This window comes from Campylobacter gracilis, assembly GCF_001190745.1.
In the GTDB taxonomy this organism is placed as follows: domain Bacteria; phylum Campylobacterota; class Campylobacteria; order Campylobacterales; family Campylobacteraceae; genus Campylobacter_B; species Campylobacter_B gracilis.
This window is the reverse complement of sequence record NZ_CP012196.1, coordinates 455,592-469,352: the sequence shown is the minus strand read 5'-3', so window position 1 is coordinate 469,352 and position 13,761 is coordinate 455,592. Positions and strand designations below refer to the sequence as shown.

Sequence of the window (13,761 nt, the reverse complement as noted above, 5' to 3'; positions counted from 1 at the left end):
CCCGCTAGCGGCGTTAAAGTGGCATCGGATTTGCTCGCCGCAAAGCGGCTAAATTTAAACTATTTAGAATTTGAAAGAGGCGCAAACGCCCTAAAAAAGGATAAAATTTTGATTTTAATGATAGATAATTACGACAGCTTCGTTTTTAATATTTATCAATACATTTTGGAGCTCACGGGTGAGGAGGTGCGCTACTTCCGCAACGACGAGATAACGCTGCAGCGGGTGCGCGAGCTTGCCCCGTCGCACATAATCCTAAGCCCTGGGCCAAATCACCCAAAAGATAGTGGCGTTTGCTTAGAGATTTTGCGCGCGGATTTGGACGTGCCGATTTTGGGCGTGTGTTTGGGGCATCAGGCGATCGGATATGCGGCGGGCGCGCAGATAAAGCAGCTGGAGGTGCCGCTGCACGGCAAGAGCTCGTCGATCGAAATTTTCAATGACGGCGTGCTTTTTAGCGGACTGCCGCGTAAATTTGAAGTGATGCGCTACCACTCGCTTTATGTGGATGAAGCTACGCTGCCGAGCGAGTTTGAAATTTTAGCAAAGAGCGAAAACGACGGCATTATAATGGCGATGAAGCACCGAAGCAAGCCTGTTTTTGGCATACAATTTCATCCCGAGAGCTTTTTTACTCAATACGGCAAAAAGATCATCGAAAATTTCATCAATTACGGCAAAAAGATAATTTTAAAGGAGAAACTCGTGGTAAATTTCGCCCCGTTTATGTTGAAGCTACAAAAGGGCTTCCCGCTAGATAGCGACGATTACGCCGTCATTTGTAAGGCGCTTTACGAGCAGGATTACGACATCGTGCAGCTTGCGGGGCTGCTCGTGCTGATCAGCGAAAAATCGCTCTACCCAAGCAGCCTCACGGCGCTCGTGCGCAGTATCTTAAAATACTCGATCACCTACGACGATCCGAGCCCGATGTTTGACATCGTGGGCACCGGCGGCGATAGGCTAAAGACGATCAATATCTCCACGACTGTGGCCTTTATCGCGGCAAGCTTCGGCGTGCGTGTCGCCAAGCACGGCAACCGTGCGATCACCAGCAGATCGGGCAGCTCCGATGCGCTCGATGCTCTGGGCGTGCCGCTACTTAGCGATCTGGCGCAGATTAGAGTGCTGCTAGATCGCACGGGGCTAGCGTTTTTTCATGCGCCGTTTTTTCACAAGATCACCGCCGAGGTCAAAGAGGTGCGAAACCGCCTAAAAATCGGCACCGTCTTTAATATAATGGGGCCGCTTTTAAATCCAAATTTGAGTCTAAGCAATCAGATCGTAGGCAATTATCTGGAGGAAGTAAACGGGCTCATCGCCGAAACGTTGATGATTTTGGGGCGCAAGCACGCTCTGGTGGTGCACGGCATGGACGGCATGGACGAGATCAGCCTATGTGACGAAACGCTAATCCACGAGGTCAAGGACGGCAAAATTTTAGAATACCGCGTAAATCCCGAGCAGTTCGGCTTAGCTCGGGCATTTCACGGCGATATAGAGGGCGGCGACGGCGAGGCTAACGCCGAAACTTTAAAGCAAATTTTAAAAGGCGAGCTTAGCGGGCCGAAATTTGACATCGTCGTGCTAAACGCGATGTTTGCGCTATACTGCGCCGATGTCGTGTCAAGCCCCGCGGAGGCTAAGCCGCTAATTTTAGAGGCGATCAAATCTGGCAAAACGTGGGAATTTTACGAAAACTACGTAGGAGCGAGAGCTTAGATGACTAGCGGCGAAAAGAGGGAGTTTTTAAGCGAGCAGCTCATCAGCTATCTGGGCAACAAGCGCTCGCTGCTAGCGCCGATAGAGCGGGCGATCTGCGAGATTAAGGCGGAGCTTGGGCAGGGCAAGATCAGCTTCGCAGACGTCTTCAGCGGCAGCGGCATCGTCGCGCGCCTGGCTAAAGCGCACTCAAACCTCGTTATCGCAAATGACCTAGAGGGCTACTCGCGCGCGATAAACTCCTGCTATCTTTCAAATTTTAGCGACGGGCTGTGGCGAGATTTGAGCGAGCTGCACGCCGAAATTTTAAGAAATTTTACGCCGAAGGAGAGCTTTTTTAGCGAGCTGTACGCGCCGAAGGACGATGAGAATATTAAGGCGGGCGAGCGCGCTTTTTACACGCGCCGAAACGCCCTGATTTTGGGCGGGCTTTGCGAGCAGATCGGTAAAATCCCGCAAAAATTTCGCGATTTTTTCACCGCGCCGCTACTTAGCGAGTCGAGCATCCACTCAAACACGGGCGGCGTTTTTAAGGGCTTTTACAAGGACAAAGCGGGCGTAGGCAAGTTCGGCGGCAGCGGCGAAAACGCGCTAGCTCGCATAATGGGCGAGATTTCCCTGCGCCTGCCCGTGCTTTCAAATTTTGCCTGCGAAAGCGCGGTCTTTCAAGAGGATGCCGCGCGTTTTGCACAGAGCGCGAGCGAGCGCTTTTCGCAGCTTGACGTCGCGTATTTTGATCCGCCCTACAATCAGCATCCCTACGGCTCGAACTATTTTATGCTAAATTTGATCACGGATTTTATAAACGATGGCAAGTGCCCAAATGCTGCGGAGCTTAGCAAGGTCTCTGGAATCCCCGCAGACTGGAACCGCTCGGCATATAATAAAAAATCAAGTGCTGCTGAGGAATTTTTCGCGCTTCTGACGAAATTTCCGGCGAAATTTTTAATAATCTCTTTTAATTCCGAGGGCTTTATCTCGAAGGCGGAATTTTTAAAAAACCTCACGAAAATCGGCTCCGTGCGCACGATAGAGATCCGCTATCCGACCTACCGCGCGAGCAGAAATTTAAGCGCGCGCGAGCTTTACGTGACGGAATTTTTATATGTCGTACAGAAGTAAGATCAAAATTTGCGGCATCAAAAGCGCCGCCGAAGCCCACGCGGTGCTGGCGTGCAGCTCGGCTTTATGCGCAAATTTAGAGCGCGCGGACGACGCTAAAAATTTACCACAATCGGGTAGCGAGAGCTCGATAAAAACTCCTAATTTTTGCGGCGAAAATTCTGAGCGGAATTTTAATTCGGGCGCCGAGAATGCTACGCGAAATTTCAATTCTGACGGCCAAAATTTCGCGCAAAATTTTAATCAGGACGACGAGAATTTTACCTACCGCGCACAAAATTATGCAAATTTTACGTGCGAGCAAAATTCCGATTGCGATAAAAATTTTGGCAGCGATTTGCGAAGCCAAGGCGACGGCTCGGGCGTGCGCGTGGAATTTTTAGGCGTGATATTCGTATCAAGCTCCAAACGCCGCGTCAGCGTAGAAACAGCGCGCGAGATCGCACGTATCGCGCATGAAAACGGCGCAAAGTGCGTCGGAGTCTTTGCTTTGAGCTCCAAAAAACACGGCGCCGCCGCATGCGAATGTAAAAATTTTAGCAGCAAAACTCGCGACGAAAAAATTTGTGAAGATAAAATTTACGCAGGCACGAGCGGCGGCTTAAAATTTTACGAAAACGAGCGCGAGGATTTGAGCTTAAATTTAAACGCAAACTGCGCTGTGTCCGCCTCGGTAAAAGATCTAAATTCTGAAATTTTAGATACGGAAGCTTTAGACGAGGAGCAAATTTTAAAAATTTGCAGCCTTTGCGAGCTGGACTGCGCTCAGATTTATGGATGCATAAGCGCGGATTTCAAAGTGCGGCTTAACGCGGCAGGCATAGAGGCGTGGCAGGTGCTAAGCATCGGTGCCGAAATGCCTACGCTTGAGGGTTTGAGCTTCGATCGGATCTTATTCGACGCCAAAGGAGCAAGCCTGGGCGGTAACGGCGTGAGTTTTAATTGGGATCTGCTGCGACGCGTTGGGCTTGGCTACGAAGGACAATACGACGCGACGCGTGATGAAAAATACTGCGCGGGCAGCACGATTCAAAGCATAGGCGACACAAAATGTGACTCGGCTAGCGGGCGCTGCGATACGCAAAATGATGCAGCAAGCGACGAAAAATGCTATGCAGCAGGCACGGCTCAAGGCTCAGACCGCGCAAGGAGCTATCTTAAACATAGCGCGATCTGTAGCGGATATAGCGAGGGGAATTTAAAGCGCGATAAAAACGGCGACTGCAACAATTCCTGCGCGGAGCATAGCGAAAACGGAAATTTGAAGCTCCAGATGGTAAGCAACGTGTGCTGTGCCTCTAATAGCAATGAAGCGAGCGAGCGCGCACATGATATTGTTAGATCGGGCAATACGAAACAAGAAACGAGCGCCGATCGTCGCGTCGCAAAGAATGACGATGAGTGCAAATTTAGTGCGTGTGCTACCGCGCGGCTGAGTGGTGTAAGACCCACAAGTGAAGGCGTCAATGATCGAGGCGCAAGAGACTATGAGGCGAGCGCGCCAAATATTTCAAATGACGGCGGCGAAGCGAGCAAGCCGGGTGCCACAAAAGATGATAGCGCGGATAAGCGTAACACCGCTTTCAAAGGTGGTGCGATCTCTTTTATTCTTGCAGGCGGCATCGGCGCGCAAAATATCCGTGAGGCACTCGCACTGCGCCCATACGCTATCGATCTAAACAGCCGCGTGGAGGACGCGCGAGGCATTAAAGATCCACAAAAGATAAGCGAAATTTTGCGAATTTTAAAAAATGCGCAAGGCTGATCTCTGCGTGCAAACTCGCGCGATAGTTATATATAAATCAAGCGTATATAAGGAGGAGCCAAATGCATAACGACGAAATTGCTAGGTTTGGCATAAGCAAAACGCGGTATGATAAAAATATAAAGGATTTCTTACAAAATAAAAATTGCGATAAGCAAAATTTAGTGGGCAGCGGGCTAAAATTTACGAGCGATGGCGGGCGAAATTCTATAAATGCCAGCGAACGAAATTTTACGAATGCCGTTGAATAAAAATTGCAAAGCGATCTCTCTTGCGCCGCTGATACACCCTCGCAAAATTTTAAAACTCAAGCAAGGGATTACAATAAAGAGCCGATAATCATAAAAGATAACTCAATAGAGATGATTAAATTTTATTCGCCATTTCTGTATTTTCTTAATTTCATAGATTTTGGAACAAGGCAAGACTCGCCAAGATCCGTTAAACGCTGGCTAGAACTTCCTGGTAAATTTGGCACCTGCTATATAAAATTTAAAAATTCAGTTATCGAATATTATTCAGAGAAAAAGAGGGCGACTCTATAAATTTATCCGAAATAATTGCAATAAAACGCACTTTTGGACCGTCTACTTTAAAAATGACGAAAAAAGGTAAAATTTCAACATTTTTTGTCGCGTTCGCGTGGATAATCCTTTTATCTTTGGTAGTAACTTTTAAAAATAAAATTTCTTATGGAATTTTAATTGTGCCGATCTCCTTATTTTTGGCGTTTGCACCCTTAATCATATTTAGATTTAAGAAAAATTTGGGATTTGACATAGGAAACGACAGCCTTATTTTTATGAGCAACGGTAATTATATCGAAGCAAGCATATTAACAAGTAAAGAATACAGGGAGTTAAAAGCCTATTTTCTACTCAAAACAGGGAAAAATTTAGATAAAATCCCGCCACAAATTTTTGTGTAGGCTATAAAGAATAAAGATGAATAAAAAACAGAGGCTCGAAGAGCTAAATAAAATTTTAAATGAACGGCGTCAAAATTTAGAGCAGGGTTCAGGGCGGAATTTTGATGCCGAAAATTCTGATAGTAAAAATTTTAAATTTGAAAAACTCACGAATGGCTTCGCTACAAATTCAAACGAAAGCATAAGTCTTACTAAGTTCAGACAAAATCCGAGTTGCGCTCGTGATTATAATAAAGAGCCTTTAGCGCTCAAAGATAGGACGAATTTTTATATAGTTCTTGCTACGGTATGCACGCTTGCGATTATGATTTTTATGTATTCATACGAACCCAATCAAACTAGATATAATCAGCTTTTTATAGTATTTCCATTTTTCGGATTGCCTATAATAATGGAATATTTTACAAATTTTTTTAATAAGAAATTTGTAAAATTTTATAATGATCGAGTTACTTATTGTACAAACAAAATGCCCGAAAAAACTATATTCTTAGATGACCTTAAGGATGTAAAAAGAGCCTATTTTGCAAGAGATAATGAGTGGCTTAGGAGGCAAGGCGCTTTTTATAGATTTTTCTTAAAATTTGATCCGTATGCTACGATAATCGCTTTTTTATTGATCTGCATATTAGTATTAGCTATCGGCGTAAGAAAATATATAGAAACAGGTAGTTCCAAAGTAATTTTTATATTGATATTGACGTTTTTGTTTTTATTCATCTCAAAATTTATATATTTTTTGGTTTTTAAATTTCAACTTAGATTTATATTCTACGATAATATAATAATCCGAGGCAAGGATAAAGATATCGCCTTTACGATAGAAGCTATGGACGACTACGCCAGGATAAAAGAATTTTTTATAAAGAGAAAAGGTATTGATTTAAATAAAGTCCAGCACCACGTGTGGCTGGGTTTTAATTAGTAATTAAAGATTTTTAAATTAAAGAAGCCTCAAATGGCGAAGCCTTTAAATTTTAAAATTTAAAGGAGCGACTCTTAAAAATTGATCGTAATCTTTCTTGCGCGGAATATATTTTTATCATTTGCTTTATCGCGTTATGAATACGGCTACAAATTCTTAAATTCCACTTCCAGCTGCTTGCGCCAGTCTTGCAGCGAGCACTCTGCTCCAGCAGCGTATTTCTTTATAAGTACGCTGCTGGAGCTTGGCTAGATACGCCGCCTTTGTATTCGATTGATCTCTGAAATTAAATATCATCCTTAAGCGCTGCGTCTTTGAAAAATCCCTACGTAAAGCGCGAAAACAAAACCGATCGCGACCGCGTAAGGAGCGAACTCGGTGATACCTTTGGCCGAACTTGCGAGCAAGAAATTGTGCGCGATCGCAGCGCCCGCCGCCATGCCGATGACGAAGACGCCCGAGCTTAAATTTCCCGTGCCGGCCTGCACCAGGTGCTTGCCCGGGCAGCCCTCGCTGAGGCTGAAGCAAAGTCCTGCGAGCACCATGCCTAAGAAATTCCAAACGAAATCGTTATGTGCGATAGGCTGGCCTTCAAAGCCGAGTTTGTATTGCCCAAACGCGATATTTGCGATGCTTGCAAACGCGATGACGCTTAGTACGCCCCAAAACATCGAAAAATCGCCGCGGAAAATTCTACCGAACGCGCCGACGCTGCAAAATTTGCTTCTATGCATCAGGGCACCCACGATAATGCCCGCAGCCAGCGAGATGCCTATCGCGGCGTGTTGCGCGCCGGGGCCTTTAGCGGAGATAAAAAGCGCGCCGCCCTCGCCCGTTTTGAGTCCGAAAACCAAGGCCGCAAGCAGCGCAGCGCCCAGTAGCACGGGCAAAATTCCGATCGCGCCGCTAAGCCTTGCCTCTTTACTCGCCTCATAGCCGCGCTTTTTAAGCAAAAACCCAATGAGTACGCCGCAGATCAGACCCGCTAACCCGGCTAGCGCGGTCAAATCGCCGCCGCCTAGGCGCAAAAACGCGCGCCACGGGCATCCCAAAAATACAAGGCAGCCGATCATCGCAAAAATCCCTAGGAAAAATTTCGCAAACGGCGAACTGCCGGTAACCGGCGCAAACTCGCGCGTCCAAAGCACGCTTGCTAAAAAACCGCCGAACACGAGCCCTATGATCTCCGGGCGGATGTATTGCACTGCGGCTGCTCGGTGAAAGCCCAGCGCGCCCGTGGTATCGCGCAAAAAACAAGCGACGCAAACGCCCATATTGCCCGGGTTTCCGAAATGCACCAGCGTCGCACCCGGCACGCCTAGCACGGCGCCTGCGATGATGTACCATTTAACGTTATTCATGAAAAAGTCCTGAAATAATCTAGATCGACCGATCTCTTAGGCGCGATTTTATCCTTTGTAAAATAAAAAGCAAATAAATTCCGATCTAAATTTATGAAAAGCGAAAGATTTAAATCACTAGAGCAGCCCCTAAATTTAGACGCAAGTAAATCGCGGACGTTTAAATTTAGACTCTTTGTTGCAATAAAAAACGCCGAATTTAGCCGCTCGATTTCGGCGCAGACAGATCGAAACAAAAAGATAAAGCGTAGAGGCAGCACGGACGTGATGTAGGTGGATACAAGCGGAGCGGAGGGGGCAGAAACGGCGCAAATAGAGTGCAGGCATGACGTAGCCAAAACGCAGAAGTAGCTCAGACGGAGCGCATACTTGCCGCCAATAAAAACAAATTTCAAATATTTTTGAAATTAAATTTCAACCTTATTTAAGTATGTAGATATATAACAATGTATTTCAATTTTATTTTAAAGGTCGAGGCATGAAAAAGCAAATTTTATTGGTGCCGCTTGCGATAGGCGCAATAGGCGGAGTGAATGCAGCCGAAAACAACGCTACGAAGTCGCAAGATCTGGGCCAAATCGTCGTGCAAGCGACGGTAAGCGCGGTCGATAACCTAAAATACGCAGGCTCGGCCGGAATTTTAACCCCCAAGGATATGAAAGCCAAAACCAACGTGATCGATTCGATTATGCAGATACCGGGAGTTGACGGCAGCATGGATATGGGGCGTCAGATCGGCAGGCAGTTTCAGATCCGCGGATTCGGATATCAAAGCGACGAGCGCGTCATCATCAAGCAAGACGGCGTGCGCAGAAGCGCGGGAATGTACTCAAATATGATCTCATCCTTTCGCACCGATAGCGACATTTTAAAGCGCGTCGAGGTCATAAAGGGCGCCTCGTCCGTGCTTCACGGCTCGGGCGCGATCGGCGGTATCGTAAATATGCAAACTAAAAGCGCGAGCGATTATCTAAGCGAGGGCAAAAGCGTAGGTTTGATGCTAGGGCAGAGGCTCGAATCAAACAATATGCATAGCACGCGCGGCGCGGTCTACGGCAAGGGTGAGGAGATTCCGATCGACGTTTTACTCTACGGCAAGCGCGCAAGCTACGGCAACGTTAAGTTCGCAGACGGCGGCACGCATTATGCCCCGGACTACGACAAGAGCTTTAATAACGAGCATATCGATACTGGATTTTTTAAGATCGGCGCGAATTTGGACGATCACCGCATAAGCTTCAGCGCCTTTGATTACGACGAAAATTTACACACGATGTGGCAGACACTATGGCAAAATGATGCAGATCTCTTCGTAAGCGGAAATTTAAGCCAGAGAGATTATGTTTTTGATTGGAATTTCACGCCGCAAAGCCCGCTAGTGGATATGTCTTTTAAGGCCTATAAAAGCAGAGCCGAGTACAAACGCGGCTATAAAGATCAACAACCTACGGGCACGCTAGATTACGCCAATAAAGATGATCGCAAGGGGCTGGAGATCAAAAATATCTCGGAATTTGATACGGGCTTTTTAAATCACAGCTTTGCTTTCGGTGGCGATTACGAAAAGCGGCAAGAGGATGCGACCTATATCCTAAACGGCGTGCTATCGGATTTTGCCTCCTTCCCAAATGAATACAATAGTTACGGGCTTTTCGCGCAGGATCTGATCCGCTTGCACGATGATTTAGAGCTTACCTTGGGCGGCAGATACGATAGATTCGATCGCGACATCAAAGGCAGATCGGCTAAATTTAAAGATTCGAGATTTTCTCCGCGCGCGGCGATTGCCTATACGCTCTTCGATAAATTTACGCTTTTAGCGGGATACAGCGAGAGTTTACGCGCGCCTACGCCGCACGAAACATCGCAATCAGGGCCGATGAACATACATTATTATTACATCCCAAATCCCGATCTAAAGCCTGAAACCGTCAAAGAGTACGAGCTTGGATTTAGCTTTAAAAAAGAGCAAATTTTTACCGACGATCACTTCGATATGAAATTTATCTACTTCAACGGCAAGATCGAAGATATGATCGACGTTAAGCCGCTACCGCATCTAGGCGTACCGCCGGGCGGCTTCTCGCAGCAATACGGACAGCATCAAAACATCGATCAGGCCAAAAGGCATGGTTTTGAGATAAGCTCAAACTACCAAACCGAGGACTTTGATTTCGGCGCTAGCTTCGAGCGACTTAGAATTTACAATAAAAGACGCACGAAAACATCAATAACCACGCCAAAAAGTTAAGCGCGAACATAGATTATTCGCCGCTGCAAGATTTGAGTCTAGGATTTCAGGTGAGCCATTATTTCAAACCTCACTCCAAACCCGCTTCATATTTTGCACGCGGGAGGGAGTATTTTTATGTAGATAAGTCCTTTACGATCGCTAATTTTAGAGGAAGCTACAAGATCAAAAACGGCGTTATTCCGGTCCTTGACGGCGCGGACATAAGCTTTGGCGTAAATAATATTTTTGATCGCCACTACATCAACGCAAACCGCACGCGCGAGACTGTGGTGGTGGGTGCTGGACGAAATTTCTACGTCGATTTGGAAGTAAGATTTTAGATTAAGCTTATACGGGCGAGGCGCGGGTTAAATTTTAAAACTTATCCGAGCTTTCGCCATTCTTTCTTTTCAAATTTAAACCTCATCTTAAATTTTAACCTCATCGCGACCTTTTGGCGATGAGGCTTAAATGTGGCATAAATTTCTAGCGCTATAAAATTCCATAATTTTGAAAATTTAACAAACTGCAAAAATTTTATGGGTCGCAAAGCCCGCAAGTTACGAAATTCCACGCCTCATCAATCGATAGCGTTGGAGCTTTTTAACACCACTAGATGTTTTTTGCCCGCGAAGCTTAGCACTAGGGCAGCATTATTTTCGTCGATCTCGCGCACAAGCTCTACTCGCACGTCGCTAGGTCTTGCAGTATCCGAGCTAAGCAGCTCATTTTCTAAAATACTTTTAAATGCCGAAATCTTGGGCTCTTTTGTATCCGATCTTTCTTTTACCCCCTCGCGAAATTCCATCGTGCCACTCTCGACAGGGCTTACTTTAAGCGGCGAAATTTTATCCGCTGCTCTTATATTCTCAGCGCTCTCAGAGTTTTCGTCCGCCTCCATAGTTTCCAAACGCTCGGCACGCGCAACTTCATCGTAAAATTTATCGTCCGCACTCTCGCCTCTTAAAAAATCTGCGCTATCTACGTTTTTTGAGTCGTTAGAATTTTTGGAATTTAAAGCAGAGACTTCATCTTTCTTCGCAAACTCTTGCGCGTCAGAATAATTGGTAAAATTTGCGTTTTTTGATCCGCTCTGATTTTTAAAGGAGGAGTCGTTTAAAATTTCATCTATGCTCGCTTCGTCCACATCGGCATCCTCCATGCTAGCGTCGTCTTCAAAAACCCGCCATGTCTCGTCGATACTTTTTTGCGGCTTGTGTGATAAAAATTTTCGCACGCCGACGAAAGCTGCAGCCGCAAGCAGTAACGCTACGATTATCGGCATCACGGAAACCCCGCTGCTACCGCTTTGCGTCGTCTCATTAGCCTCACTTTTGACGCTCATCTTGCTCTGATCGAAAGCGGGGTTTTTTACGCGCAAAATGAGCTTGAGATTGCCGTCTTGAGTAAGAGCATCGACCGATAGATCGGCTCCGGTGGGGAAATTTATCTCGATATCCTTGCCCTTAGGCGCTATCGTAAAGCTTTTTAAGACCTTTTGGTTGGTGCGCATTTCGTTAAATTTCTCATCGCCGCCAAGCCCTTTTAAAATAAGACTCATCGACTGCCCGTCGACGCGGCGCACGATGTCAGGTTTGTATGCGGAGTCAAACGCTAAGGCGATGTCGACGCTGTCGTCGTGGTTGAAAAGATCGTATTGCATCAGATTGGCGCCGAGGCAAAAATTTGTGATTAAAATCAAAAATATCTTTTTCATGCTTATTCCGTTAGTTAAAAAGTTCGGCGATCTTGTTTTGTAGCTCGCGCCCGCCGTAGTTCGCGCATAAATTTACGATCGCAGTGCCGATGATAGCGCCGTCTGCGTATTCTTTCGTAGCGCGAACGTCGCCGGCAGTGCGGATACCAAAGCCGATCGCCATGGGCAGATCGCTCATCTTTTTAAGATCTGCGACCATATTTTTTAGGCGCGAGATTGGAGTTTGCTTACTTCCTGTCACGCCGATAGCGCCCACGCCGTAGATGAAGCCTCGCGCGCGGCTCAAAACTCGTGCGGCGCGGTGCTCGCTCGTAACACTGATAAGCGGGATGAGCGCGATACCAAGCTCTTCGCAAAGCGCGAAAATTTCTTCATTCTCCTCATACGGCAGATCGGGGATTATTAGCCCGCTGATGCCGTAGCGCGCCGCCTTGGATACAAACTCGCGCGCGCCGTAGGCAAAGATCACGTTGTAATAGACCAAAAACACGAGCGGCTTGCGCGTTTGCACTCCTTTTAAAATTTCAAATACCTTCTCCGCGTTTACGCCGTTTTGCACCGCGGAAAAGCTCGCTTTAAAAATTTCGGGGCCGTCCGCGAGCGGGTCGGAATACGGGATGCCGATCTCAAGCAGATCGATCGCGCTTTCGTCTAAATTTGACAAAAACTCCTTCGTGTGCGCGGGGTTCGGGTAGCCAGCCACGATGTAGCCGATGTTTGCCTTTTTGCCGGCAAAGGCAGCCTTGATCTTATCCATAAATCGTTCCTTTTTTGTAATTCATCACGGTATCCATATCCTTATCGCCTCTACCGCTTACGTTTACGACGATCGTTTTTCTGCCCTTTAGCTGCGGGCAGAGCTTTTGCAAATACGCTAACGCGTGCGCGCTTTCGATCGCGGGGATGATGCCTTCGAGCCTGCAGAGCAGTTTAAGCGCCGTGATGCACTCATCGTCGGTTACCGCTTCGTATTTTGCGCGACTTATCTCGTGCAGATGCGCGTGCTCCGGACCTACTCCAGGATAATCAAGCCCCGCTGAAATACTGTGAACAGGCTCGATCATGCCGAATTTATCCTGCAGCACGATCGTTTTCATGCCGTGGATGATGCCCGCGCGCCCGTTAGTGATGGTCGCTGCGTGATAAGGGGTTTGTGCGCCCAAGCCGCCTGCTTCGACGCCGATGAGTTGTACGGCGGGATCGTCCACGAACGCGCTAAAAATTCCTATCGCATTGCTTCCGCCGCCCACGCAAGCTAAGACGTAGTCGGCTTTGATCCCCTTGCTTGCGAGCTGCGATCTGGTCTCGGCGCCGATGACGCTTTGAAAATCCCTAACCATCTTAGGATACGGATGCGGCCCGACCGCCGAGCCGATGACGTAAAATACGCTCTCAATCTCGTTCACCCACGCCTGAATCGCCGCAGTAGTCGCCTCTTTGAGCGTTTTTAAACCGGTGCCGATTTTGATTAAATTTGCACCCAAAAGCTGCATCCTAAAGGCGTTGAGCTGTTGGCGCGCGGCGTCGGTCTCGCCCATATACACGTCGCACTCAAGCCCGAATAGCGCCGCTGCCGTCGCCGTCGCCACGCCGTGCTGGCCTGCGCCGGTTTCGGCGATGACCTTTTTTTTGCCCATTTTTTTTGCTAGTAGCGCCTGCGCTAGGGCGTTATTGATCTTATGAGCGCCCGTGTGATTAAGATCCTCGCGCTTTAGATAAATTTCATGCCCGTAGTACTCGCTAAGGCGCGCGGCGTGATATAACGGCGTCGGACGCCCAGCGTATTCGCGCAGCAAGCAACCCAGCTCATCTTTAAATTCCCTAGTCTGCGCTATGGTGTTGTACGCATCCTCCAACTCCTCAAGCGCGAACATCGCCGTTTCGGGCACGAACTGCCCGCCGAAACTCCCGAAATACGCCTTTTTATTCATCCTATCTCCTCGCATTAAATCGTGAGATTATATAAAATTTCGCGTTAAATTTCGCTT

At 47.2% G+C, this 13,761-nt stretch carries 11 protein-coding genes; 7 read left to right on the top strand and 4 right to left on the bottom strand.

From position 1 onward, the window contains the following. Positions 1 to 108 precede the first annotated feature (108 nt). The 5 genes from trpD to CGRAC_RS02455 all read left to right on the top strand — a co-directional run bounded on the left by trpD (position 109) and on the right by CGRAC_RS02455 (position 6,462). The gene (gene trpD / locus CGRAC_RS02485) at positions 109 to 1,722 is read left to right on the top strand and encodes an anthranilate phosphoribosyltransferase (protein ID WP_040303328.1); all 1,614 of its coding nucleotides are present in this window, start codon (positions 109 to 111) and stop codon (positions 1,720 to 1,722) included. Further along, the gene (locus CGRAC_RS02480) at positions 1,723 to 2,844 is read left to right on the top strand and encodes a DNA adenine methylase (RefSeq protein WP_005869413.1); all 1,122 of its coding nucleotides are present in this window, start codon (positions 1,723 to 1,725) and stop codon (positions 2,842 to 2,844) included. Further along, complete coding sequence (trpF, locus tag CGRAC_RS12405) at positions 2,828 to 4,609, top strand: phosphoribosylanthranilate isomerase (protein ID WP_005869415.1); 1,782 nt, start codon at positions 2,828 to 2,830, stop codon at positions 4,607 to 4,609. Before CGRAC_RS02480 ends, trpF begins: the two co-directional genes overlap by 17 nt. A 62-nt stretch (positions 4,610 to 4,671) precedes the next feature. After that, positions 4,672 to 4,860, top strand: a complete 189-nt coding sequence (locus CGRAC_RS02470; protein ID WP_005869417.1) for a hypothetical protein — start codon at positions 4,672 to 4,674, stop codon at positions 4,858 to 4,860. 693 nt (positions 4,861 to 5,553) lie between these two features. After that, positions 5,554 to 6,462: a hypothetical protein gene (locus CGRAC_RS02455; RefSeq protein WP_005869424.1), complete on the top strand. Its 909-nt coding sequence runs from the start codon at positions 5,554 to 5,556 to the stop codon at positions 6,460 to 6,462. Positions 6,463 to 6,761: 299 nt separating this feature from the next. Here the strand turns inward: CGRAC_RS02455 and yedE are convergent, their stop codons facing one another. After that, on the bottom strand, positions 6,762 to 7,823 hold the full coding sequence (yedE, locus tag CGRAC_RS02450) for a YedE family putative selenium transporter (RefSeq protein ID WP_005869427.1): 1,062 nt from the start codon (positions 7,821 to 7,823) through the stop codon (positions 6,762 to 6,764). Positions 7,824 to 8,301: 478 nt separating this feature from the next. Here yedE and CGRAC_RS02440 point away from each other — a divergent pair, with 478 nt between their 5' ends. Further along, positions 8,302 to 10,074 (top strand): TonB-dependent receptor domain-containing protein, encoded by a 1,773-nt coding sequence (locus CGRAC_RS02440; protein WP_050346297.1) that lies wholly within the window; start codon positions 8,302 to 8,304, stop codon positions 10,072 to 10,074. A 50-nt stretch (positions 10,075 to 10,124) separates the two neighbouring features. Further along, positions 10,125 to 10,397: a TonB-dependent receptor gene (locus CGRAC_RS12660; protein ID WP_005869435.1), complete on the top strand. Its 273-nt coding sequence runs from the start codon at positions 10,125 to 10,127 to the stop codon at positions 10,395 to 10,397. A gap of 239 nt (positions 10,398 to 10,636) precedes the next feature. Here the strand turns inward: CGRAC_RS12660 and CGRAC_RS02430 are convergent, their stop codons facing one another. From CGRAC_RS02430 to trpB, 3 genes are read right to left on the bottom strand one after another with little or no spacing between them, the layout of a single operon-like run. After that, positions 10,637 to 11,773, bottom strand: coding sequence for a hypothetical protein (locus tag CGRAC_RS02430; protein ID WP_005869439.1), 1,137 nt, complete (start codon positions 11,771 to 11,773; stop codon positions 10,637 to 10,639). Positions 11,774 to 11,783: 10 nt separating this feature from the next. Then, positions 11,784 to 12,530: a tryptophan synthase subunit alpha gene (trpA, locus tag CGRAC_RS02425; protein ID WP_005869441.1), complete on the bottom strand. Its 747-nt coding sequence runs from the start codon at positions 12,528 to 12,530 to the stop codon at positions 11,784 to 11,786. Beyond that, entirely contained in the window at positions 12,523 to 13,704 is a 1,182-nt protein-coding gene (gene trpB, locus CGRAC_RS02420) for a tryptophan synthase subunit beta (RefSeq protein WP_005869443.1), read from the bottom strand. Before trpB ends, trpA begins: the two co-directional genes overlap by 8 nt. Positions 13,705 to 13,761: the final 57 nt, after the last annotated feature.

Bases quoted from the DNA above. Each gene is read 5' to 3' on its own strand.
- CGRAC_RS02480 (WP_005869413.1), top strand. From the start codon at position 1,723: ATGACTAGCGGCGAAAAGAGGGAGTTTTTAAGCGAGCAGCTCATCAGC.
- trpF (WP_005869415.1), top strand. From the start codon at position 2,828: ATGTCGTACAGAAGTAAGATCAAAATTTGCGGCATCAAAAGCGCCGCC.
- CGRAC_RS02470 (WP_005869417.1), top strand. From the start codon at position 4,672: ATGCATAACGACGAAATTGCTAGGTTTGGCATAAGCAAAACGCGGTAT.
- CGRAC_RS02455 (WP_005869424.1), top strand. From the start codon at position 5,554: ATGAATAAAAAACAGAGGCTCGAAGAGCTAAATAAAATTTTAAATGAA.
- yedE (WP_005869427.1), bottom strand. From the start codon at position 7,823: ATGAATAACGTTAAATGGTACATCATCGCAGGCGCCGTGCTAGGCGTG.
- CGRAC_RS02440 (WP_050346297.1), top strand. From the start codon at position 8,302: ATGAAAAAGCAAATTTTATTGGTGCCGCTTGCGATAGGCGCAATAGGC.
- CGRAC_RS02430 (WP_005869439.1), bottom strand. From the start codon at position 11,773: ATGAAAAAGATATTTTTGATTTTAATCACAAATTTTTGCCTCGGCGCC.
- trpA (WP_005869441.1), bottom strand. From the start codon at position 12,530: ATGGATAAGATCAAGGCTGCCTTTGCCGGCAAAAAGGCAAACATCGGC.
- trpB (WP_005869443.1), bottom strand. From the start codon at position 13,704: ATGAATAAAAAGGCGTATTTCGGGAGTTTCGGCGGGCAGTTCGTGCCC.